The organism is Streptomyces sp. NPDC059785, from assembly GCF_042732375.1.
Taxonomy (GTDB): Bacteria; Actinomycetota; Actinomycetes; order Streptomycetales; family Streptomycetaceae; genus Streptomyces.
The window spans coordinates 19,346-40,648 of record NZ_JBHWHV010000043.1; the positions used below are offsets into that span (position 1 = coordinate 19,346).

The following is a 21,303-nucleotide window of genomic DNA, read 5'->3' on the forward strand; positions in this document are numbered from 1 at the left end:
GCCGGTCACCGGCGCCGGTCGCTGCTCTCGCCGGTCACCGGCAGCGGTCGCTGTCCGCGCCGGTCACCGGCGGTGTCGCGTCAGGCGGTCGCGCGTACCGCGTCGCGGATCAGCTCGGCGACGTCCTTCGGCCGGGAGAGAGCGACGGCGTGGGAGGCGCCCTCGATCTCGACGACCGTCGCTCCGGCCCGCTTCGCGCCGAAACGCTCCACCTCCGGGTTGATGGCCTCGTCCGCGCCCGCCACGAGCGCCCAGGACGGCTTGGTCTTCCACGCCGCGGCCGAGGCCGTCTCCGTGAACGACGAGCCGGCCAGCGGACGCTGCGCCACCGCCAGGACCTTGGTGACGTCGGCCGGGAGGTCGGCGGCGAAGATGGCCGGGAACGCCTCGGGCTTGATCGTGACCTCGACCGCGGGCTCACCGCCCTCGACCGGGTACGTCCGCTCGACGAGATTGCTGACCAGCGACGACAGCGGGAAACGGCCCTGTAGTTCGCCGAGGCTCTCGCCCTCCTCGGGGACGTAGGCCGCGATGTAGACCAGGCCCACGACGTTCTCCGCGGCGCCCGCCACGGAGATCACCGCGCCGCCGTAGGAGTGGCCGGCCAGGACGACGGGGCCGTCGATCTGGGCGGCCTGCGAGGCGATGTACGCGGCGTCGGACGCCAGGCCGCGCAGCGGGTTCGGCGGCGCCACCACGGGGATGCCGTGGTTCAGCAGCTCCGCGATGACGCCGGACCAGCTGCCGGCGTCGGCGAAGGCGCCGTGGACGAGTAGGACGGTGGGCGTGGTGGCCATGTCCGTGCTCCTTGGGACGAGGTGAAGCGAGTCGGGTCGGACGGCGCGTCAGCGGGTGTGCAGCGCGGCCTTGAGGACAGTGACGGCCTGGGTGATGGCGGCCTGGGCGGCGTGGGTCTCGCGCAGCGCGTTGAGCATCACGAAGTCGTGGATGACGCCCTGGTAGCGCACCGCGGTCACCGGCACCCCGGCCTCACGCAGCTTGCCCGCGTACGCCTCGCCCTCGTCGCGCAGCACGTCCGCCTCGCCGGTGATGACCAGCGCCGGCGGCAGCCCGGCCAGCTGCCCGGTGCTCGCGCGCAGCGGGGAGGCGGTGATCTGCGCCCGCTCCGCCTCGTCGGTGGTGTACTGGTCCCAGAACCACTGCATCCCGTCCCGCCGCAGGAAGTACCCCTCCGCGAACTGGTGGTAGGAGGCGGTGTCGAAGCTCGCGTCGGTCACCGGGTAGAACAGCACCTGCTGCACCAGCGCCACGTCCCCGCGCTCCTTGGCCATCAACGTCAGCGCCGCGGTCATGTTGCCGCCCACCGAGTCCCCGGCCACCGCAAGACGCGTGCCGTCCAGGTTCTTCGTCGCGCCCTGCTGCACCACCCACTGGGCGACCGCGTAGTTCTGCTCGATGGCCACCGGGTAGCGGGCCTCCGGGGACAGGTCGTACTCGGGGAAGACCACCGCCGCGCCGGTGCCCACGGCCAGCTCGCGCACCAGCCGGTCGTGGGTGTGGGCGTTGCCGAACACCCAGCCCGCCCCATGGATGTAGAGGATCACCGGCAGGGTGCCCGCGGCGCCGGCGGGCCGCACGATCCGGGCCCGGACACTGCCCGTCGGCCCGCCCGAAACGGTGATCCACTCCTCGTCGACGGCCGGCTTGTCGATCTGGCCGGACTGCACCTCGTCGACCGCCTTGCGGCCCTCGGCCGGCGCCAGGTCGAACAGGTAAGGCGGATTGGCGGTCGCCTCCGCGAACGCGGCAGCGGCCGGCTCCAGGATCGGCTGGACCGGCTCAAAGGTGTGGGACATACGGACTCCTGAGACTCATGTGCTGCGTGCCGGTGTTTCCGGCGGATGCGTGCCGGTGGTTCCGGCGTGGCGGCCCGCCCCCGGACGCGGAGATCCGCCGGGCCGTCCGTGATCACGCTAGGACCGCCGGAGCAGCGGGCGTTGCACACCTGCGCACCGACTCTGGCCTGACCGTGCACGGTGGCGCGGGCAGTGCGCTGCCGGACAACTCGCGGTGCGCTGACCAGAAACCGGGCCGGAACGCAGCGGCCTGGCGTGACCGGCGGAACAGCCGCCGCACGGTCCTCACACACCTCGCCGGCGCCGTACGCCCTGCCCGCGCTCCGGCACGGACCGGGTGCCGACGGCACCCTTGCCGCGGGGGCGGTGGTCTTCGCCGCGTCGCTGGTGGCGCTGGCCACGGTCCGGGTTCCCCGGCTCGCGGCGGTCCCCCTGCTGCCCGCGGGCTGGCCTGGATTCGGCGTGCTGTCCACCCTCAACACCGCCGTCCGGCAACGGCCGCCCGGACCGTCAGGCGTCGACGAGCCGGGCGGCCGACGGGACCTGCGGCGCCGGCTCCTGGGCGCCGCGCCACTCACGGGGGGACATCCCGTAGGCGGCCCGGAACACCCGGCTGAAGTGCGCGGCGCTGGTGAAACCCCAGCGGTGTGCTACCGCCGCGATCGTGGCGCTCCCGTGGAGCGCCAGGTCGCGGCGGCACTCCTCCAGGCGCCGCCGCTGGATCCACCGGCCGACCGTGGCGTCCGCGCTCTCGAACAGCTTGTGCAGGTAGCGCAGGGAGATGTGGTGGGCCCCGGCGATGACCTGCGGGGTCAGGTCGGGGTCCGCGAGATGGCGGTCGATGAACGCCTGGACGCGCAGCAGCAGCGCCCGGTTCCCGCCGGGCGTTTCCTCGTCCGAGCGGCCGAGGACGTCGTCGGCCAGCACCCCTAGCAGGTCCACGACGTTGCGGGCCATCAGCTCACCGGTGCGCGGCGGGTAGCTCCCGGCACCGTCCACGAGCCCGGCGAGGAAGGGCGAGATCAGACCGCCGAGGAGGGTGTCGGGGCCGAGCGGGCGGGCCGTGACCCGGGCCACGTCGGACTCGCCCAGGCCCAGGACGTCCCTCGGCAGGACGAGGGACTTGGTGCGGAAGGCCTGGGGGAGCGTCAGCCGGAGGGGGCGCACCGTGTCGTAGACGAAGATGTCCCCGGGGCCGAGGAGGGCGTCCCGGCCGTCCTGTTCCAGGCGGCCGGCCCCTTTGGCCAGCATCTTCACGACGATGTACGCGTCCTGGCCGTCCTGGCCGACGACCCGGCGGGTGCGTACGGCGGTCAGGCCGTCGCCGTCCACGGTGACGGCCTTCAGCCGGCCGAGCGGCGTCGCGCGGATCGTGCCGGAGTACACCTCGTCGGGGACGGTCATGTTCACGGCGCCGAAGGTCCGGGACAGGGCTCCGCGCCAGTACGCCCTCCGGTGCTGGACGGGCAGTGAGTCGGTGGTGTGGAAGCTGCCGGGGGCGCTTCCCTCCTGGACGTCCGGCGCCATGGTCTCGGCCCTTCGACTGATGTGTGTGCCTGCTACGACACCGTGCCAGCCCGAGGGGTGGCGGCACATCGCGTGAACCCGCTAGATCACCGGCGCGGGTCCGGCGGGCCGCCGCTCACTTGAGGGCTCCGCCGGTGGTGCCCGCGGTGACGAAGCGCTGGGAGACGACGAGCAGCACGGCGGCGGGGACGGACGCCAGGACCGAGGTGGCCATGGCGGCGTTCCACTGGTCGGTGTGGGCGCCGAGGTACTGGTAGATGCCCAGGGTGACCGGCTGGACGGTCCCCGTCGTGGTCAGGGTGAGGGCGAAGAGGAAGTCGCTCCAGGTGAAGAGGAAGGTGAAGACGGCGCTGGTGATCAGGGCGTTCCTGCTCACCGGCAGGACCACGGACCACAGCACGCGCCACCGGCCGGCGCCGTCCACGCGCGCGGCCTCGATGATCTCCCCGGGGATGCTCCGCATGGACGCGTGCAGGACGAGGATCGCGAAGGGGATGCCGGTCGAGGAGTCGGCGAGGATCAGCCCGAGGCAGGAGTTCAGGAGCCCCAGGTCGGTGTAGGCGCCGTAGAGCGCGTTGGCCAGGACGATGCCCGGCACCATCTGGGTGACCAGGACCCCGAGCAGCACGAGCCGGGTGCCGCGCAGGGAGAACCGGGCCAGCGCGTAGGCCGCGGGCGCGGCGAGCGCGAGGCTGAGCACCACGCTGCCGAGCGCCACCACGATGCTGGTGACCAGGCCGTGCCACTGGTCGCGCAGGGCGAGGCGGTAGCCGCCGAAGTCCGGCGGGAAGGGGAACCAGCCTCCGCGCAGGGTGTTGCCCGTGGGCTGGAGGGAGGCGTTCACCATCCAGTAGACGGGGAACAGCAGCACGGCGAGGATCGCGATCCCGGCGGCGGTGGACAGCGGACCACGCTCGCGTACGCGCTTCACGGCACCCGCCTCTCAGAAGGTCCGCGCGCGGCGCTGGGCGCGGAGGTGGATCAGGGCGGCCGCGAGCGAGACGACGATGAGCACATTGCTCAGCACGGCACCGCGCCCGAACTCGAACTGCTCGAAGGAGAGCGCGTACGCCTGGGCAGCGAGGGTCTGTGTGGCGCCCGCGGGTCCGCCGCCCGTCACCACGAGGATGATGTCGAGCACCTTGACCGTGTAGATCACGTCCAGCACCAGGACGACGCCCGCCACGGGCCGCAGCAGTGGCCAGGTGATGTGGCGGAACGACCGCACGGGTCCCGCGCCGTCGAGCTGCGCGGCCTCGTACAGGTGCGGGGGGATGTCCTGGAGGCCGCCGTACAGGATCGTGGTGTTGAAGGGGATGCCGACCCAGACGTTGATCAGGATCACCGACACCAGCGCCTGTGAGGTGCCGGTCAGCCAGGGGACGCCGTCCGACGACAGATGGAGAGCGCGCAGCACCGTGTTGACGACTCCCGTGTCGGGGTCGAGCATCCATTTCCACGTGGTGCCGGAGACGACCAGCGGCAGCAGCCACGGCAGCAGAAGCAGGGCGCGCAGGACGCCGCCGAGCGGGAAGCGGCGCCGGAAGAACAGCGCCAGGGCCAGCCCGAGCACGAACTGCCCGGCGATCGAACCGGCGGTGAACAGGGCGGTGACCACCACGGCTCTGGAGAACGCGGCCGAGGCGAGGACCGCCGAGTAGTTCCCGAGCCCGGCGAACGGGGCCTCGCCCGTGTAAAAAGTCGTGGTCGTGTACCGCTGGAAGCTCATCACGACGTTCTGGACGACCGGGTAGCCGAAGAACAGCAGCAGGTACGCCGCGGCGGGCACGACGAAGGCCCACTGGGCCAGTCGCTTCCCCGTGGACTCAGTCACCGGTCGCGATGCGCTGCGCATGCCTGAGGGCTTCCTTCGCCGTCTGCTCCCCCGTCAGTGCCGACTGGATGGCGGTGTAGATACCGGTCGCGGCCTTGGGCCACCTGACGCCGAGTTCGCCGGTACGGATCCGCGCCGTCGCCACGCTCTTGGCGAAGACGGCCATCGACGGGTTCTCCTCGGCGTACCGGGCGGCGACCGAGGCGCGGGAGGGCACGGTGAAGTGCTGCTCGGCCAGGGTGAGCATGTTGGAGGACGTGTTCAGGCAGGCGAGGACCTCGGCGGCCTTCTTCTGCCGGGCCGTGGACGGGCTCTGCGGGACGGTCCACACCTCACCGCCGAGCGGCGTGATCGCGCTCTGCCCGGCCCGGGGGACCGGCACGGACGCCACCCCCCAGTGCAGTTTCTCGTCCTTGTCCAGGGCGGCGATCCGCCAGGGACCGTTGATCATCATAGCGGTCCGGCCGGCGGCGAACTGGTCGTGGACGTCGGCCTGCGTCCAGTTCAGCACCGACTTCGACATGGATCCGCTCTCCACCAGGTCGACCCAGAGCTGGAGCGCCTGTACGGCCTGCGGGCTGTCCAGCCGCTTCTCCTGTCCCCCGTTGGACCACAGGAAGGGCAGGTACTGCCAGCTGCTCTCGAAGGTGGCGCTCGCGTCGACCGCCATGCCGTAGTGCCCGGAACCGGTCAGCGCGGCCGCCGCGGTCTTCAGTTCGTCCCAGGTCCTCGGTACGGCGACGCCCGCGTCGGCGAGCATGTCCTTGTTGTAGAAGAGGGCGACCGTGCTGACGTAGGGCGCGAGGCCGTACACCTTTCCGCGGTACGTGCCCGCCGAGAGGATGCCCTTGCCGAAGCCGCTGGTGTCGATGCCGTACCGGTCCAGCGGGGTCAGCGCGCCGCTCCGCGCGATCTGCTGCACGTCGGCGTTGTCCAGCATCAGCAGGTCGGGCAGGGTCCGGGACGACGCCTGCCGCAGAACCCTGGGGACGAGCGCGGCCGGCGGCACGCTGGTCTGCTCGACCCGGACCCCGGCGGTCCTGCCGCAGGCGGTGAGCATGTCGCCCCACTGGGTGTGCTCGGACCGGTCGGTGTAGTAGTCGAGCACGGTGATGGAGGTGACGTCACCGGTGCCGGATCCCGCGCCGGTGCCTCCGGCGCACCCGGTCATGGCCAGGACCAGCGCCATGATCCCGGTCAGGCGGGCGGCGATGCGCCGCGCCGGTTTTCGGACCGGTGGAATCATGCTGGTGCCTCAACGAGTGACTGTCGGTTGTGTGGGTGGGTGGGTGGGTGCCGTCGCCCTGGTTGGATCTTACGCACCGGCACTCGCGCCCCGTCGTGGGTGGTCGGCGCCGCTCCGGTCACCGTCCCCGCCCGGCCGCCTCGCCTCCTCGGTCACCGTCCCCGCCCGGCCGCCTCGCCTCCTCGGTCACCGTCCCCGCCCGGCCGCCTCCCGGATCATCGCCGCGACGGCGCCCGGCTGCGACCGTACGACGGCGTGGGAGGCGTCCAGTACGTGTTCGGTGGCCGCCATGCGCTGGGCCATGAAGCGCTGGGCGGTGGGGCTGAGCATCCGGTCGGCGGTCGCGATGGCGTACCAGGACGGTCTGGACGCCCAGGCCGGCGGGCCCGACCTGCCGGTCAGGGCGGTGCAGGCGATCGGGCGCTGCGTCACGGACAGCACCTTGCCCGCGGCGGGCGGCAGATCGGCGGCGTACACCTGCGGGAAGCGTTCCCTGCGGATGTACAGCTCCCGGTCCCGGCCGCCGCCGGCCGGGGCGGGGAGGGCGGCGGTGACGGTCGCGCCGGCCACCGGCGTGGGCGCGAAGCGGTCCATGACGTCGAGGACGCATTCGCCCGCGTCGGGCCCGAACGCCGCGACGTAGCACAGCGCCACGACGTTGTCGGCGTCGGCGGCGGCCTGGGTGATGACCGAGCCGCCGTAGTCGTGGCCGACCAGCACCACGGGGACGCCGAGGTCACGCACCGCGCTCCCGACGCAGGCGGCGTCCTGCGCCAGTCCCCGCAGCGGGTTCGCCGGGGCGCGCACGGCCAGTCCGGCGGCGTGCAGGAAACCGGTGACGCCCGCCCACGACGAGGCGTCCGCGAACGCACCGTGCACCAGCACGACGGTCGGCGGTACGGGGCTGGGTCCGTGCATTTCCGGTGACCTCCGGCTGACTGGGCGAGGACCCAGACAACCGCGTCCGGTCGTGCCGCGGCATCGCGTGAACGTACCAACCCGCGCCGCGCTCAGTCGTCGGGCAGGCCCATGACCAGGTTGGCGAGCTGGACCCGGGAGTTCACCGACAGCTTGCGGAAGACGGACGTCAGGTGGGTGTTGACCGTGTGCGGGGAGACGACGAGCAGGTCCGCGGCCGACCGGTTGGTGTGCCCCTGGGCGACCAGGCGCGCGATCTTCCTCTCCGAGGGGGTGAGCGCTCCCCAGCCCTGCACGGGGCGCGGTGCGGCCGCCGCACCGCGACCGCCAGGGGCCCCCGCACCCTCCAGCGCGCGCCGCAGGCGTGCCGCCTCGGCGTGCGCGCCCGACCCGGCGAACGCGTCACGGGCGTACGTCAGCGCGGCCACCGCCTGCCGTTCCCGGCCGGCGGCCAGCAGTGCCCGGCCGAGATCCGCGTGGGCGGCGGCCCGGACCAGCGGGCGGGGGCTCGCGCCGAGCAGTTCCACGGCGTGCGCGAGGGTGACCGGATCGTTCCGCACGAGCCCGCGGGCCTGGGCCGCGACACCGCCGGCGGTCGGCACGGCGGGGTTGCGTCCGGCGTGCGCCTCCGCCTGTGCGGCCAGGTCCTCGGCGAGCTCGGGCGCCGCGCCGCCGAGGGCGATGCGCACCGCGGAGCCGGCCGAGTCGCGCAGCAGCCGCCAGCGCATGAAGGCCCCCTCCCGCTGCACGTGCCGGATCCTGTCGACGGCGAGGCCGGTGTCGCCGTCGGCCTCGGCGTGCAGGGCTTCCAGGAAACGTACGGCTGCGGTGTTGCCCGGGTTCGGTTTGGCGTCGAGCCGTTCCCGCGCCGCGGCCAGGTGGTCCCGCGCGCCGTCCCGGTCGCCGCGCAGCAGGGCGATCCGGGAGCGGATCACGCGCCCGTTCACCTGCTGCACGCAGACCCGTACCTCGTCCTCCAGTCGCTCCATGGTCACGAAGTCGGCGTCGGCGTCGTCGAGCCGCCCGAGCCCCCAGTCGTGCTGGCCCTGGGCCCACAGCAGCATCGCCTGACGGGTCGCCCCGGCGTCCGTCGCCCGGCCGAGCAGCCGTTCGCCGGCCTCGAAGTCGTCCATGTGCAGGTGCGCGACGATCTCCTCGGGCAGGAAGGCGGCGTCGATGGCGCTCAGTGCGGCGAAGCGTTCCAGCGCGATCGCGTTCTCCCCCGCGTTCTGCGCGATCTCGCCGAGCCCGGACAGCGCCAGGACGTGCGCCTCCCGGTCGCCGACGGCGGTGGCGGCGCGCAGCGCGCTCTCCCCGGTCTCCCGCGCGGCGACCAGATCGTGCTCCCGGGACATCGCCAGGGCACGCAGTCCGGCGAGCCGCGCCTCGGTCTCCGGGGCGGCGCCTCCCAGGGCGAGGGCGGCTTCGGCGCGGCGGCGCAGTTCGCCGGCGAGGTCCATGGACCACAGCGTTCCGCCGACGGCGGCCTGCAACCGTCCGAACTCCTCCGGCGGCGGCCGGTCGGCGAGCAGCCGGTCCCCCGTCGCCAGGGCCTCGCGGTTCCGCCCGGCCCGGGTCAGACAGTGGACCGCCTGCTCGCCCACGGCGAACCGCAGCGGACGCGCCGACGGTACGAGCTCCAGGGCGCGCGTCATCAGGTCGGCCGCGAGGCCGGGGGTGACCGGCAGTACGGCGTCGGCGGCCTGCCGCAGCAGCTCGACGGCCTCCTCGTCCCCTGGCAGCGCTCCCCTGAGGAGGTGCGGCACCGCGTCGACCGCCCGGCCGCCGCCGGTGACGAGCCCGCGGGCGGCCTCCCGGTGCAGCGCCTTTCGGGCGGACGGCGGGATGTCCGCGTAGACGGCCTGACGCAGCAGGTCGTGCCGGAAGACCAGGTGGTCGCCGTCGTCGTCCAGGAGTCCGGCGCGCACGGCCTCCTCGAGCGCCGGGATCAGTGCGGCGGCCGGAACGCCGCAGAGCGCGGCGGCGTCGTGGAAGCCGAAACGGCGGCCCAGGACCGCTCCCATCTGGAGGAAGCGCAGGGTGCCGGGGTCCAGGGACTTGAGCCTGCCCCGTACGCCGACCACGAGCCCCTGGGGCACGAGGTCGTCCGGGGTACCGGCGCGTCCGGCGGTCCGCAGTCCCGCGAGCATCTCGACGGCCAGGAACGGGTTGCCGCCCGCTCCGTCGAGCAGGTCACGTACGCGTGCGTCGACGGCCGCTCCGAGGGTGTCACCGGCCAGTTGGGCGATGGCGGTACCGGACAGCGGCCCCAGGGACACGGTGGTCGCCGGGAGGTGGCCGGTCGCGGCGGCGACGATCTCCTCCGCGGGCCCCGCGGGTTCGCGCCGTCCGGCCAGCAGCCACAGCACCGGCGAGGTCCGCAGCCGGGCCGGGAGCTGTTGCAGGGCGAACCGGCTCAGCGGGTCGGCCCACTGCACGTCGTCCAGGGCGATCAGCACCGGCACGCTCCCGGCCCTGGCCTCGATCACCTCCGCCAGCCGCTCCACCAGCCAGATCCGCTGGTCGTGGTGGCGGGCCAGATCGGCGAAGGCGTCGCCGGACAGCAGCGGCCGGTCGCCGTGCAGGACGCAGGCCGCCAGCGACGAGAGCGGCACGATGTGATGCAGTTCGTCGGCCTTGCCGGCGCCGGCCGAGTAGCCCGCCGCCCGTGCCTGGGCGACCGCTTCGGCGAGCAGCGTGCTCTTGCCTATGCCCGGTTCGCCCCGGACGAGGGCCAGTCCGCCGCTTCCGGTACGGGCCACGGAGGCGATCAGCTCCGCCAGCTCCGCCAGCTCGGCCTCCCGGCCGCGCAGACCGCTACGGGACAGCGGACCGCCTGCTCCTGACATCTCCCGCAACCCGCTCCGTCCGCGCTCACCTGCCACGGCCGGTCTCCGTCGACGCCGCTGATGGTCGTTTGCCCCTCCGTGCACCCTAACTGTTCCCTGCGTGCACTCGGACGACGGATCCCCAGGTCAGGGGGTCGGGGCGGTCCCGGCCCTGACGGCCGGGCCGGATCCGGAGGGTCGACAGGGGTGAGGGCCGGGTCTGCGCGACGGGGGCGGACCCAGGTGAAGGAGTCCGCCACGCCGGAGGAGGCCACCGCGTACGTGGCGAGGACGGCGGCGGAGAAGGAACGCAAGGGATACCGGGAGGTGACGGGCGATACGGGACCGGGCGGTACCGGACCCGGTCGGTACCGGACCGGGCGGCGCGGGCACGGCTCGGCGGCTCGCCCGACCCGGTGGGCGCGACCGCGCCGGCCGTTTTCTCCTGGATGGCGAGGTCGGGGGCGTCCTGCGCGGACACCCGGACCGAGCAGGACGGTCTGGTCTTCGCCACCCGGGCGACCGTCGCCGGGGCCGCGCACCACGGCCTGTGCCGACTCCCTCCCCCGGCCGTCGCCCGGCTCGGGGAAGCCGCCGACGGACCGACCCGCGTCGGTCCGGCGACCTCGGCGGGCCGACACGTACATCCGCCTGCACATCACGACGGACCTGACGAACCGAGGCTGACACCTCGGTACGCCTCAGTACGCCTCAGTCGGCGAGGTGTCCGAGGAAGTCACCCCAGGCCGACGGGGAGACGGCGAACCGCGGTCCTTCCTCGGCCTTGGAGTCACGCACATTGACCACCCCGGGGCCGTGCGCAACCTCCACGCAATCGTCACCTTCGGACCCGCTGTAGCTGCTCTTGAACCAGTCCAGTTCGCTCACGCCGCTCATAGCGCTCCTCGCATACGCCGCAACAACTCCGCCGAGTCCGCTGGGGACAGGGCCTGTGAGCGCATCTTGGCACAGCGCATCTGCATGACGCTGACCGCTTCCCGGTCGGTGATGAGTTGCCCGGTCTTCTGTCCCTCCGAGTAGCCCAGCCACTCCCTTTCCGGTGTCTCCAGAAGCCGCATCGGCCCATCCGTCCCCGCATGATGCGGCTGCCGCACAGGCATGATCTGAAGCTCCACGTTCCACAACTCCGTGCACTCCAGCAGATGGTCGATCAGCTCCCGGGTGACCTCCTCCCCGCCCGTGTGCCGCAGCAGTACCGACTCCTCGATGATGAAGCTGAACGCGATCGGCGGCTCGCGGTGCAGCAGTTCCTGCCGGGCCCGCCGCGCGGTCATCCGCTGTGTCAGCTGCTCCTCGGTGGGCGGGGGCGGCACGTTGAGCATCACCGCCCGGGTGTACGCCTCGGTCTGGAGCAGTCCGGGTACCACCCGGCACTCATAGGTGCTCAGTCCGACCGCCGTCTCCTCCAGTTGTGCCCACTCCCGGAACCAGACGGCCAGTCCCCGCTGCCGGCCGACGTGCCGGGCCACCGCCCGCAGCACGCCGAACGACTCCAGTACCTCCTCCGCGCGCTCGACGAAGTGCGCGGTCGGCATCCGCCTGCCCTGCTCGACGGAGGCGACCGAGGCGAGCGAGTAGCTGAGCCGTTCGGCGAGTTGTTCCTGGGTGAGCAGGGACCGTTCCCTGAACACCTTCAGTGCCGCACCGAACGCCCTGAGACTGCCGGACGCCTGGGGTTCCGCTCTGTTCACCATGGACCACGACCCCCTTGCCGTACGTGTGGCATGCCCTTACGTGCGTACAACGGGCGGACGGGCGGGCCCGGTTACGTGCGGAGTCCGGTCCGGGCCCGTACACATGGGCGTGTACGGGCCCGGACGCAAATCGGAAAACGGACCGCAGTTCTCTTTCTTGGGGAATTCCTGTGAGGTGCCGCGCTAGCGTGATCACGCCGATCGAATCCGCGTTCGGCCGCGCCCTCCCTGTGTGGCCGGGGATCCCGCGTCACGCACGGGCGTCGACGGGCATCACGGGGGGTGAGGGGTTAGGGACAGTGGCGCGACAACAGGTGCGTGATCCTTGGCGGCTGCTGCTGGTAGAGGACGACCGGGAGCTGGCGACCATGCTCTCCGGCGTGCTGCGGGACGAGGGGTACGCGGTCGACATCGCGACCGACGGCCAGCAGGGCCTGCACCGCGGCCTCACCCGGCGGTACGACGTGCTCGTCGTCGACCGGCGGCTGCCGGGGCTGGACGGCGTCGATCTGCTGGGCCGGCTGCGGTCCCGCGCGGTGCGCACGCCGGTGCTGATGCTGACGGCGATGGGTACCCTGCACGACCGGGTCGACGGTCTCGACGCGGGGGCGGACGACTACCTCGTCAAGCCCTTCGAGCTGGATGAACTCAGCGCCCGATTAAGAGCCTTGTGCCGACGCGGGCTCGACGTCACCGACGTGCTGAGAATCGGAGCGGCGCACTTGCACGTCGGTGACCGCGAGGTCGAGCTGGCCGGCGGCGAGCGGATCGCGCTCGCCGCGCGGGAGTTCGCGCTGCTGTGGGTGCTCGCCTCGCGCCCCGACACCGTGTACTCGCGGGCGGAGCTGCGCCGGACGGTGTTCCAGGAGGCGCCCGCCACGTCCATCGTCGACACCTACGTCTACTACCTGCGCCGCAAACTCGGCCGGCAGGTGGTGCGCACGGAACGCGGACTCGGCTACCGCCTGGGGGCGTTGTGAGATCGTCGGCGTACGCGGAGTGGGCGGTGGTGCGCCGGGCGCGGCTGCGGATCGCGGTGATCACCGGCGCGATCATCACGCTGCTGATCACGGTCGTCGGCGGTGTCGCGGACACGGTGATGACCCACGCGCAGAACGACCAGGTGTGGCGGGAGCTGCGGTACGGCGCGGCGCGCGGCGATCTGTCGAGCCCCCCGGTGTGCACCTGGCTGTACGCGCCCGGTGTGACCCCGCTGGCGAACGCCCCGGCCGGGTTCCCGGTGCGCGCGGACGTGGACGAGGTGCGCCGCACCCAGGACGCCGTGGAGCGCAGCGTACGGCGGCACGGCACGGTCTATCTGGTGAGCACGCGGGCCAGGGCGGACGGGACCGTGGTGCAGGCGGTGTTCGATCTGCGCTACCAGCTCGCCGACCGGCGCAACCTGTGGTTCGCGCTGGGGGTCGCCGAGGCGGTGGGGCTGGTCGCCGCGGCCGTGACCGGCCTGGTCCTCGGGCGGCTGTCGGTGGCGCCGCTGGCGGAGGCGCTGACCCGGCAGCGCCGCTTCGTCACGGACGCCAGTCACGAGCTGCGCACCCCGGTCACGCAGGTGTACACGCGGGCCCAGCTCCTGGCGCGGCAGGCGACTGCCGAGGAGTTGCCCGCCCCGCACCGCGAGGGGCTGGCCCGTCTGGTCGGTTCGGCGGGGCGGCTCGGCGAGGTGCTGGACGACCTGCTGCTGTCCGCGAGTCTCGCGCGGGGACCGGCCAGTCCCGCGGAGCGCCGGCCGGTGGATCTGGTGGCGCTGGCCCGGTCGGTGGTGGCCGAGGAGACGGACCGTACGCGGGACGCCGGTCTCACCGTCAGTGTGGAGGGGCCGTCGCAGTCGCTGTTCGTCGACGGGATCGAGTCGGCGCTGCGCCGTGCGGTCGGTGAGCTGCTGTCCAACGCGATCAGCCACACCCCGGCGGACGGGCGGATCGAGGTGGCCCTCGCGCGCTCCGGTGCCATGGTCGCGCTGACCGTCGCGGACACCGGGTCCGGTTTCGAACCGGCCGAGGCGGACCGGCTGTTCGAACGGTTCCACCGGGGCGGTGACGGCGGCCGGTACGGGCTGGGGCTCGCGCTGCTGCGCGAGGTCGTCACGAGCCACCGCGGCACGGTGGCCGCCACCGGCCATCCCGGACGCGGCGCCCGGTTCACCATCCGGCTCCCGGAGTGCGCGGCCCCGCCCGCGCGGACCCCGCCGACCGCGGCCCCCGAGCCCGCCGTCGAGGCGGGCCACCCCTGACCGGCGAACCGGACAGACCCGGCGGACCCGACGGACGCCGACGTGCGTACCGCCGCGCGCCCGGCCACGTCCGGTGACCGGCGACCGTGGCGGGCGCGGGACAGGGACCGTCCCGCCCGCGCCCGCGCCCGCCCCGCCGGTCACAGCAGGTCGCCCGTGAGCAGCTGCGCGGCGGCGCGCACGTCGGCGTCCAGTGGGCGGTCCGGGTCGACGGGCGGGATCTCGTCGGTCAGGGCGTCCAGGAGTACGCCGCACCGGGACGCGGTGGGGCGGCGGGCGCCGACGTGCGCGGCCTGGCGCAGGCCGAGCGCGAGCGAACCGCAGAGCAGGCCGAGCAGTTCCGCCGTGTCGTAGGAGCGCAGGGCGGCCTGGGTGCCGAACGGGACGACGTCCTGGTTGTGCAGGTTGGTCGGCAGGCTCTGCATCCCGGCCGGGGTGGCGGCGCGGCGGATCTCGGCGACGACCGCGGTGGTCGCCAACTGCACGCCTTGCAGGCCGTGTTGCGCGCCCGGCGCGGTGGCGAGCATCGGCGGCAGCCCGCCGTTGCGCGCCGGGTCCACCAGCAGGTCGAGCTGACGCTCGGCGAGGTTGCCGAGCTGGGCGGTGACGTTCGCGAGCAGGTCGGCGGCGAACGCGGCGGGCTGCCCGAAGAAGTTCCCGCCGTGCACCACCTTGCCCGCGCAGGCACGGCCGTCCGCGAGACCCCCGTCACCGGCCGCGAAACCCCCGTCGCCGTCGCTCTCGCAGACCCCGCCCCCGCCGCCGTCGCCGAGGTCGTCGCCGGGGAAGAACAGCGGGTTGTCGGTGACCCCGGCCAGGTCCGCGGCGACCACGCCGTCCACGTAGCGCAGCGCGTCCTCCGCCGCGCCGAGCAGCTGCGGGGCGCAGCGGATGCTGTACGGCTCCTGGAGCGGCCGGGTGCCGGAGGGCGTCAGGCCGGTGAGCGTGTACCGCATGCGCGCGCCGACGTCGATGGCGCCGGGGTGGCCGTAGGCGCGCAGCAGGTCCTCGTCGAGGAAGCCGGGGTCGCAGCCGAGGAGGTCCGCCAGCAGGCAGGTCAGGGCGGTGAGCGAACGGTGCGCGGCGCGGACGGTGTCGTGGGCCAGGGCCAGGGCGGCGGTGGTGACGGAGGTTCCGTTGACGAGGGCGAGGGCGTCGCGGCCGTCCAGGGCGAGCGGGGTGAGCCCGGCGGCGGTCAGCGCGTCGGCGGCGGGCAGGCGGTGGCCGTCCAGGTAGGCGTGGCCGCGGCCGCGCAGCGCCTGGGTGGCGTAGGCGAGCGGGATCAGGTCGCCGCTCGCGCCGACGGAGCCGTAGCGGGGGACGGCGGGCGAGAACGTCGTGGCGAACATCGCGGCGAGCCGGTCGACGACCTCGGCGGACACCCCCGAGTAGCCCTGGGCGAGGGACCGGGTGCGCAGCAGCAGGGCGCCGCGCACGATCTCCTGGGGCAGGTCGGGGCCCTGGCCCGCGCCGAGGTGCGCCAGGGTGTTGTCGCACTGGTCGGCCTCGTCGGCCCGCCCCGCGTACCCGACGAGCGCGCCGAAGCCGGTGTCGGCGCCGTAGATCCTGCGCTCCCCGGCGCCTTCGCCGTGCCGCAGGGCGTGGAAGAAGCTCCGGCCGCGGCCGACGCGCGTACGGGCCTCGTCGTCCACCAAGACGGTGAGCGGTGCGGCGGCGCGGCGCAGGTCGGCCGTGTCCAGGGGGCCGGTGAGCGTGATGCCGTCCGTGGGCGTGTCCGGGGTGGTGTCCGTGGTGGTGAGCACCCTCGCGAACGTAGGCGGGGAATCTCAGAGCGCTCTGAAAACCGGTGGATAGCTTCCGGGCCATGGCGCACGACTACCTGATCATCGGAGCGGGGCCCGCGGGACTACAGCTCGCCGCCTCACTGGAGCGTGACGGTGCGGACTACGTGGTCCTGGAACGCGGCAGCGTACCCGGCGCGTTCTTCACGCGGTTCCCCCGGCACCGCCAACTCATCTCGATCAACAAGGTGCACACCGGGTACGACGACCCGGAGCTGCGGCTGCGGATGGACTGGAACTCCATCCTGAGCGACGATCCGGAGCTGCTGTTCACCCGGTACAGCCCGCGCTACTTCCCGCCGGCCGACGACCTAGTCCGCTATCTGGCGGACTTCGCGAAGCGGACCGGGGCGCGGGTGCGGTACGACACCGCCGTGACGGGCGTCTCCCGCGACGCGGACGGGAGTTTCACCGTCACCGCAGAGCACGGGGAGACCTGGCAGGCCCGGCGTCTGGTGGTCGCCACCGGGGTCTCGCTGCCGAACGTGCCGGACATCCCCGGCATCGAACTCGCCGAGAACTACGTCTCGTTCGACCCCGACCCGGAGTCCTTCACCGGTCAGCGGGTGCTGGTCATCGGGCGCGGCAACTCCGCCTTCGAGACGGCCGACGGCCTGATGGAGAACGCGGCGGTCATCCACGTCGTCGGCTCCGGCTCGCTGCAACTGGCCTGGCGCACGCATTACGTCGGCCATCTGCGCGCGGTGAACAACAACTTCCTGGACAGCTACCAGCTCAAGTCGCAGAACGCGCTGCTGGACGGCCGGGTCGTGGAGATCCGCCGGGAGGGCGACGGCTTCGCCGTGCCCGTCGCCTTCGAGCGGGTGAACGAGGTCGTCAAGGATCTGCACTACGACCGGGTGATCGTCGCCGCCGGTTTCCGGTTCGACGCGTCGTTCTTCGACGACACCTGCCGGCCCGACCTCGTGGTCGACGGCCGTTTCCCGGACCTGACACCGGCCGGCGAGTCGGTGAACGTACCCGGTCTGTACTTCGCCGGGACGCTGATGCAGGGCCCGCACTTCAAGAAGGCCACGACCGGTTTCATCCACGGGTTCCGGTACACGGTCCGCTCGCTGTACCGGACGCTGCGGCAGCGGCACCACGGCGAGGCGTGGCCGGTGACGGAGCTGGGGGACGCCACGGAGCGGGCCGTCGACGCGGTGATCACGCGCGTCAACCGGTCCTCCGCGCTGTGGCAGCAGTTCGGCGTCCTCGGCGATCTGCTGCTGCTCGGCCCGGACGGCTCCCTGCGCTACGCCGAGGAGGTGCCCGTCGGCCACGTCCCGGACACCGTGCGCGCCGGGGAGTTCGGCGCGGTGGCCGCGCACGCGGTGATCACCCTGGAGTACGGCGAGGACCACGACAAGGTGGATCCCTTCGACGTCACCGCGGGCCGCAAGTCACAGCAGGACGTGGCCGGTCTCGACGGCCGCTATCTGCATCCGGTCGTCCGCTGGTACCAGGGCGGCGGCTTCGTCGCCGAGCACCACCTGACGGAGAACCTGGAGAACGAGTGGGACAGCGAGGAGGTCCACCGCGCCCCGCTGCGCGCGTTCCTCACCGCCCGCCGTGACACGGGCGCCCCGGTGGCACCGTGACCCTTCGCGAACTGCACGACAAGGCACGGCAGTCGCTGGATCCCGCCCACTACGACTACGTGGCGGGCGGGGCGGGCGAGGAACGTGTCGTGGCCGCGAACGAGGCGGCGTTCGACCGGTATGCGCTGCTGCCCCGGGTACTGAGCGGCGCCGAGCGGCGGGACACCGCCGTCGACCTGCCGGGCGCGCCGCGGGCATCGCCGGTGTTCGTCGCGCCGACCGCGTTCCACCGGCTGCTGCATCCCGACGGCGAGCGGGCCACGGCGCGGGCCGCCGCGGCCGAGGGCGCCGTCCTGGTGACGGGGACGGCCGCGACGACGGCGGTCGCCGAGGTCGTCGCGGCGGCCCGCGAGGCGGCCCCCGATCCGGCGGTGTGGTTCCAGCTCTATCCGCACCCCCGGCCGGAGGTCACCGAGGCGCTCGTGCGGCGCGCGGAGGGGGCGCGCTGCACGGCGCTGGTGGTCACCGTCGACTCGCCGGTGTTCGGCCGGCACACCCGGGACCTGCGCAACGGGTTCACCGATCTGCCGCCCGGCTACGCCGCCGAGAACATGCGCGACCTGCCGGGGGCGCCGCCCGGCGGCCTCACCGACATCCCCATGTCCCCGGCGGTGACCTGGCGGGACTTCGCCGGTATCACCCGCATGACCTCGCTTCCCGTACTGGTGAAGGGGGTTCTGCACCCGGCGGACGCGCGGCTGGCCGTGGAGCACGGCGCGGCCGGGGTGCTCGTCTCCAACCACGGGGGCCGCCAGTGCGACGCCGTACCGGCGGCCGTGGACTGTCTGCCCGCGGTCGCCGGGGCCGTCGCGGACCGGGTTCCGGTGCTGCTGGACGGCGGGGTGCGCCGGGGTGGTGACATCGCTGTCGCGCTCGCCCTCGGCGCGCGCGCCGTCGGCGTCGGACGCCCGGTGGCGTGGGGCCTGGCCGCCGAGGGCGAGGCCGGGGTCCGGCGGGTCCTCGCCACGCTGCGCGACGCGTACGACCACACGCTCGCCCTGTGCGGCGGGCGCCGCAACGCCGATCTGACGACGGACATGGTCGTCCGGAAGGACGGTACGTGGTGAGGGACCGTAGGTGGTCAGGGGCGAGGGGCGGTACGTGGTGAGCGGCGGCCCGAAGCAGGACACGTGGTGGCTGCCGCGCGGTGTGGTGGCCCTGCGCGTGCGCATCTTCGAGAAGGTCAACGGCGACAGGGCGGTGACCCTGCCGGGCGCCGCGCACGGACCCGAGGTGTTCGAGCGGGTCTACGCCCATCCGGCCGCGGACGGGCGCAGCGCGGGCGCGGGCCTGTCCGACCTGTTCTGGTACTGGCTCTCCCCCGGGCCCGAGGTGCACCAGGAGCATCTGGAACCGGGCGAGCGCTACGAGGAGGTGGCCGCGGCGACGCGGCGCATCCTGGCCGGGTCCTCGGCCGACGTCACGGCGGCGGCGGGCCGCGCCGTCGCCCGCGTCCTGGACACCCTCCCCGCCGGCCGGATCAGCCTGGTCCGGCTGCGCGACCTGGTGATGCCCGCGTGGGCCGAGTTCGCCTACGAGCTGGTGTTCCAGGAGCCGTGCCCGCCGCGTGCCCGGGAGCTGATCACCGCGCACGCCGAGGACGTGATCAGCGCCCTGAAGTGCACCGGGCTGCGCCATCCGAGGCGCCGGGCGCGGCTGACGGCGTATCTGCGCGAGCGGGTGGCGGCCGGGGACGTGAAGCACGAGCTGCCGCCCTCGCTGTCGCTGCCGGAGCAGGTGCACTATCTCCAGGGGACGATGTTCAACACGGCCGTCGTGCAGCTCTCCGAGGCGACCGCGCACGTCCTGCTCGCGCTGGCCCGCCACCCGGAGGTGCAGCGGCGGCTGGCCGCGGATCCCGGGGACGACCGGTACCTCTCGCACGTCCTCGACGAGACGATGCGCCTTTATCCGCTGTTCGGCATCGCGCACCGCATCACCACGGGCGAGATCCCGCTCGACGCGGACACCACGCTGCCTCCCGGGTCCGTGGTCTGCTTCAGCTATCCCGACTACCACGCCACCGGGTACGACAGGCCCGACGCCTTCGACCCGGACCGCTGGAGCACCCTGTCGGCCAAGGACGCCCACCACATCCCGTTCGGCGTGGCGGCGAACCGTCCCTGCCCCGCCTGGCGGCTGTCCCCGCTCGTGCTGCGCGCCGCCGTCCGCGAGGTGCTGGACCGCTTCCGGCTCGACTCGACGGCCTCGCACACCCGCTCCAACCCGCACCGCGCGCCCTGCCTGCTGATCCCGCGCGGCCTGCCCGCCGGACGGCGCCTGGCCGCGCTGCGCCGGTTCGTCCGGCTGCGGGACGGCGTCGAGGACGTCACGCGGGGCGTGCGGCAGCTCGTCCTCGGCACGGTCATGGTGCTGCACGCCCGCCGGCAGGCGCCGGCGACCCGCTACTTCGCACAGCAGCCGGAATCCGCTCCGCATCCGGCCGGGCGCTGCCCGGTCCCCCACCCGGAAGGAAAGAGCTGATGAGTCCTACGGACCTCGCCCCCGCGTTCTTCCTTGCTGTCGTGGTCATCCTGGTCGTCTGCCGGGCCGTCAGCCGGCTGTTGCAGATGGCCGGGCAGCCGCCCGTGGTCGGCGAGATGCTCGCCGGTGTCGTCCTGGGCCCCTCGGTGCTCGGTGCCCTGCTGCCGGGCGTCGAGTCGGGCCTCTTCCCGCAGGACCTGCGCCCGATCCTCTACGTGGTGGGGCAGATCGGCCTCGTCGCGTTCATGTTCCACGTCGGCTGGGACTTCAGCGTCGACCGGCTGCGCGGGGTCGCCCGGCCCGCCGGGCTTGTCTCCGCGGCCGGTGTGGTGGTGCCGGTGGTGCTCGGCATCCTGCTGATCGTCATCGCGGGCGAGCGGACCGGCGCCCTGGCCCCGGACGTGTCGCTGACGGTGTCGGCGCTGTTCGTCGGGGTGGCGCTGGCGGTGACCGCGTTCCCGATGCTGGCCCGGATCATCGCGGAGCAGAACCTGGCGGGCACCCGGCACGGATCGCTCTCGCTGGGGGCCGGCGCCGTCGACGACGCGGTGGCGTGGATCCTGCTCGCGGGGGTGTTCAGCATCGCGGGCGGCAGCGCGGGTCTGGTGTCGCTGGCCGTCGCGGGCGGCTTCGGGCTGATCGTGGTGCTGGCGGTGATGGTGCGCGTACGGCAGCGTACGGTCCTGCTGGCCGAGCGGGCCGCGCCGGAGAGCCTGCTCCTCTCCCTGGTCGGCGTGCTGTTCCTGGTGGCCTGGTACACCGACGAGGTCGGTCTGTACGCGGTGTTCGGCGCCTTCTGCCTGGGCCTGGTCTTCCCGCGTTCGCAGCAGCTCGACCGCACGGTGGAGACGCTCCAGCCGGTGGGCCGGGTGTTCCTGCCGCTGTTCTTCACCTACTCGGGGCTGAACACGGACTTCACGATGCTGGGCTCGGGCCCGGTGCTGCTGTTCACCGCGGGGTGCGTACTGGCCGCCGTCATCGGCAAGTTCGGCGCCTGCTGGCTGGCCGCCCGCGCCGCCGGAGAGCCGAACCCGGTCGCGCTGCGGGTCGGAGCCCTGATGAACGCCCGGGGCCTGATGCAGCTCATCGCCCTCAACCTCGGCCTGGCGGCGGGCATCGTGACCCAGGCGATGTTCAGCGCCCTGGTCGTGGTCGCCATCGTCACCACCGTGATGGCGACCCCCCTGCTCGCCCTGATCGACCGGCGTGAGCGGCGACGGGGGGAGCAGGCACAGGACCGGCCGCCGGCGGCCGTCGCGGCGGAGGTCGAGTAACACGGCAGG

17 protein-coding genes are annotated in these 21,303 nt (G+C 73.4%); 6 read left to right on the forward strand and 11 right to left on the reverse strand.

Going from position 1 to position 21,303, the window contains the following annotated elements; genetic code table 11:
• Positions 1 to 80: 80 nt before the first annotated feature.
• The 10 genes from ACFV6E_RS28480 to ACFV6E_RS28525 form a co-directional block, all read right to left on the reverse strand.
• On the reverse strand, positions 81 to 797 hold the full coding sequence (locus ACFV6E_RS28480; RefSeq protein ID WP_385173558.1) for an alpha/beta fold hydrolase: 717 nt from the start codon (positions 795 to 797) through the stop codon (positions 81 to 83).
• Between the two features lie 48 nt (positions 798 to 845).
• The gene (locus tag ACFV6E_RS28485; RefSeq protein ID WP_385465458.1) at positions 846 to 1,817 is read right to left on the reverse strand and encodes an alpha/beta hydrolase; all 972 of its coding nucleotides are present in this window, start codon (positions 1,815 to 1,817) and stop codon (positions 846 to 848) included.
• Between the two features lie 510 nt (positions 1,818 to 2,327).
• On the reverse strand, positions 2,328 to 3,344 hold the full coding sequence (locus ACFV6E_RS28490; protein ID WP_385465461.1) for a helix-turn-helix domain-containing protein: 1,017 nt from the start codon (positions 3,342 to 3,344) through the stop codon (positions 2,328 to 2,330).
• 115 nt (positions 3,345 to 3,459) lie between these two features.
• Entirely contained in the window at positions 3,460 to 4,275 is an 816-nt protein-coding gene (locus ACFV6E_RS28495) for a carbohydrate ABC transporter permease (RefSeq protein WP_385176080.1), read from the reverse strand.
• Positions 4,276 to 4,287: 12 nt separating this feature from the next.
• A complete protein-coding gene (locus ACFV6E_RS28500) occupies positions 4,288 to 5,199 on the reverse strand; it encodes a carbohydrate ABC transporter permease (protein WP_385176083.1) in 912 nt (303 codons plus the stop codon).
• Positions 5,171 to 6,424 carry an extracellular solute-binding protein gene (locus tag ACFV6E_RS28505; RefSeq protein ID WP_385465464.1) on the reverse strand — a complete coding sequence of 418 codons (1,254 nt, stop codon included), beginning with the start codon at positions 6,422 to 6,424 and terminating at the stop codon, positions 5,171 to 5,173. Before ACFV6E_RS28505 ends, ACFV6E_RS28500 begins: the two co-directional genes overlap by 29 nt.
• Positions 6,425 to 6,610: 186 nt before the next feature.
• A complete protein-coding gene (locus ACFV6E_RS28510) occupies positions 6,611 to 7,342 on the reverse strand; it encodes an alpha/beta fold hydrolase (protein WP_385465467.1) in 732 nt (243 codons plus the stop codon).
• Between the two features lie 92 nt (positions 7,343 to 7,434).
• A complete protein-coding gene (locus tag ACFV6E_RS28515; protein ID WP_385465470.1) occupies positions 7,435 to 10,191 on the reverse strand; it encodes an AAA family ATPase in 2,757 nt (918 codons plus the stop codon).
• A 690-nt stretch (positions 10,192 to 10,881) separates the two neighbouring features.
• Complete coding sequence (locus ACFV6E_RS28520) at positions 10,882 to 11,067, reverse strand: DUF397 domain-containing protein (RefSeq protein ID WP_385176095.1); 186 nt, start codon at positions 11,065 to 11,067, stop codon at positions 10,882 to 10,884.
• A complete protein-coding gene (locus ACFV6E_RS28525; protein WP_385465473.1) occupies positions 11,064 to 11,885 on the reverse strand; it encodes a helix-turn-helix domain-containing protein in 822 nt (273 codons plus the stop codon). The genes ACFV6E_RS28520 and ACFV6E_RS28525 overlap by 4 nt, the downstream gene beginning before the upstream one ends.
• A gap of 314 nt (positions 11,886 to 12,199) precedes the next feature.
• Here ACFV6E_RS28525 and ACFV6E_RS28530 point away from each other — a divergent pair, with 314 nt between their 5' ends.
• On the forward strand, positions 12,200 to 12,865 hold the full coding sequence (locus ACFV6E_RS28530) for a response regulator transcription factor (protein ID WP_385465476.1): 666 nt from the start codon (positions 12,200 to 12,202) through the stop codon (positions 12,863 to 12,865).
• Positions 12,862 to 14,133 (forward strand): sensor histidine kinase, encoded by a 1,272-nt coding sequence (locus ACFV6E_RS28535; protein ID WP_385465479.1) that lies wholly within the window; start codon positions 12,862 to 12,864, stop codon positions 14,131 to 14,133. Before ACFV6E_RS28530 ends, ACFV6E_RS28535 begins: the two co-directional genes overlap by 4 nt.
• Before the next feature lie 140 nt (positions 14,134 to 14,273).
• On the opposite strand, the gene ACFV6E_RS28540 is transcribed toward ACFV6E_RS28535, so the two are convergent.
• Entirely contained in the window at positions 14,274 to 15,896 is a 1,623-nt protein-coding gene (locus tag ACFV6E_RS28540; protein WP_385465482.1) for an aromatic amino acid ammonia-lyase, read from the reverse strand.
• Positions 15,897 to 15,958: 62 nt separating this feature from the next.
• Here ACFV6E_RS28540 and ACFV6E_RS28545 point away from each other — a divergent pair, with 62 nt between their 5' ends.
• Genes ACFV6E_RS28545 through ACFV6E_RS28560 form a run of 4 tightly spaced genes read left to right on the forward strand, consistent with a single transcriptional unit; the run spans position 15,959 to position 21,294 of the window.
• A complete protein-coding gene (locus tag ACFV6E_RS28545; protein ID WP_385465485.1) occupies positions 15,959 to 17,536 on the forward strand; it encodes an FAD-dependent oxidoreductase in 1,578 nt (525 codons plus the stop codon).
• Complete coding sequence (locus tag ACFV6E_RS28550; protein WP_385465488.1) at positions 17,533 to 18,603, forward strand: alpha-hydroxy acid oxidase; 1,071 nt, start codon at positions 17,533 to 17,535, stop codon at positions 18,601 to 18,603. Before ACFV6E_RS28545 ends, ACFV6E_RS28550 begins: the two co-directional genes overlap by 4 nt.
• Positions 18,604 to 18,613: 10 nt before the next feature.
• Positions 18,614 to 20,020, forward strand: a complete 1,407-nt coding sequence (locus tag ACFV6E_RS28555) for a cytochrome P450 (RefSeq protein WP_385465491.1) — start codon at positions 18,614 to 18,616, stop codon at positions 20,018 to 20,020.
• Positions 20,020 to 21,294, forward strand: coding sequence for a cation:proton antiporter (locus ACFV6E_RS28560; RefSeq protein WP_385172382.1), 1,275 nt, complete (start codon positions 20,020 to 20,022; stop codon positions 21,292 to 21,294). Before ACFV6E_RS28555 ends, ACFV6E_RS28560 begins: the two co-directional genes overlap by 1 nt.
• The last annotated feature ends 9 nt before the right edge of the window (positions 21,295 to 21,303 follow it).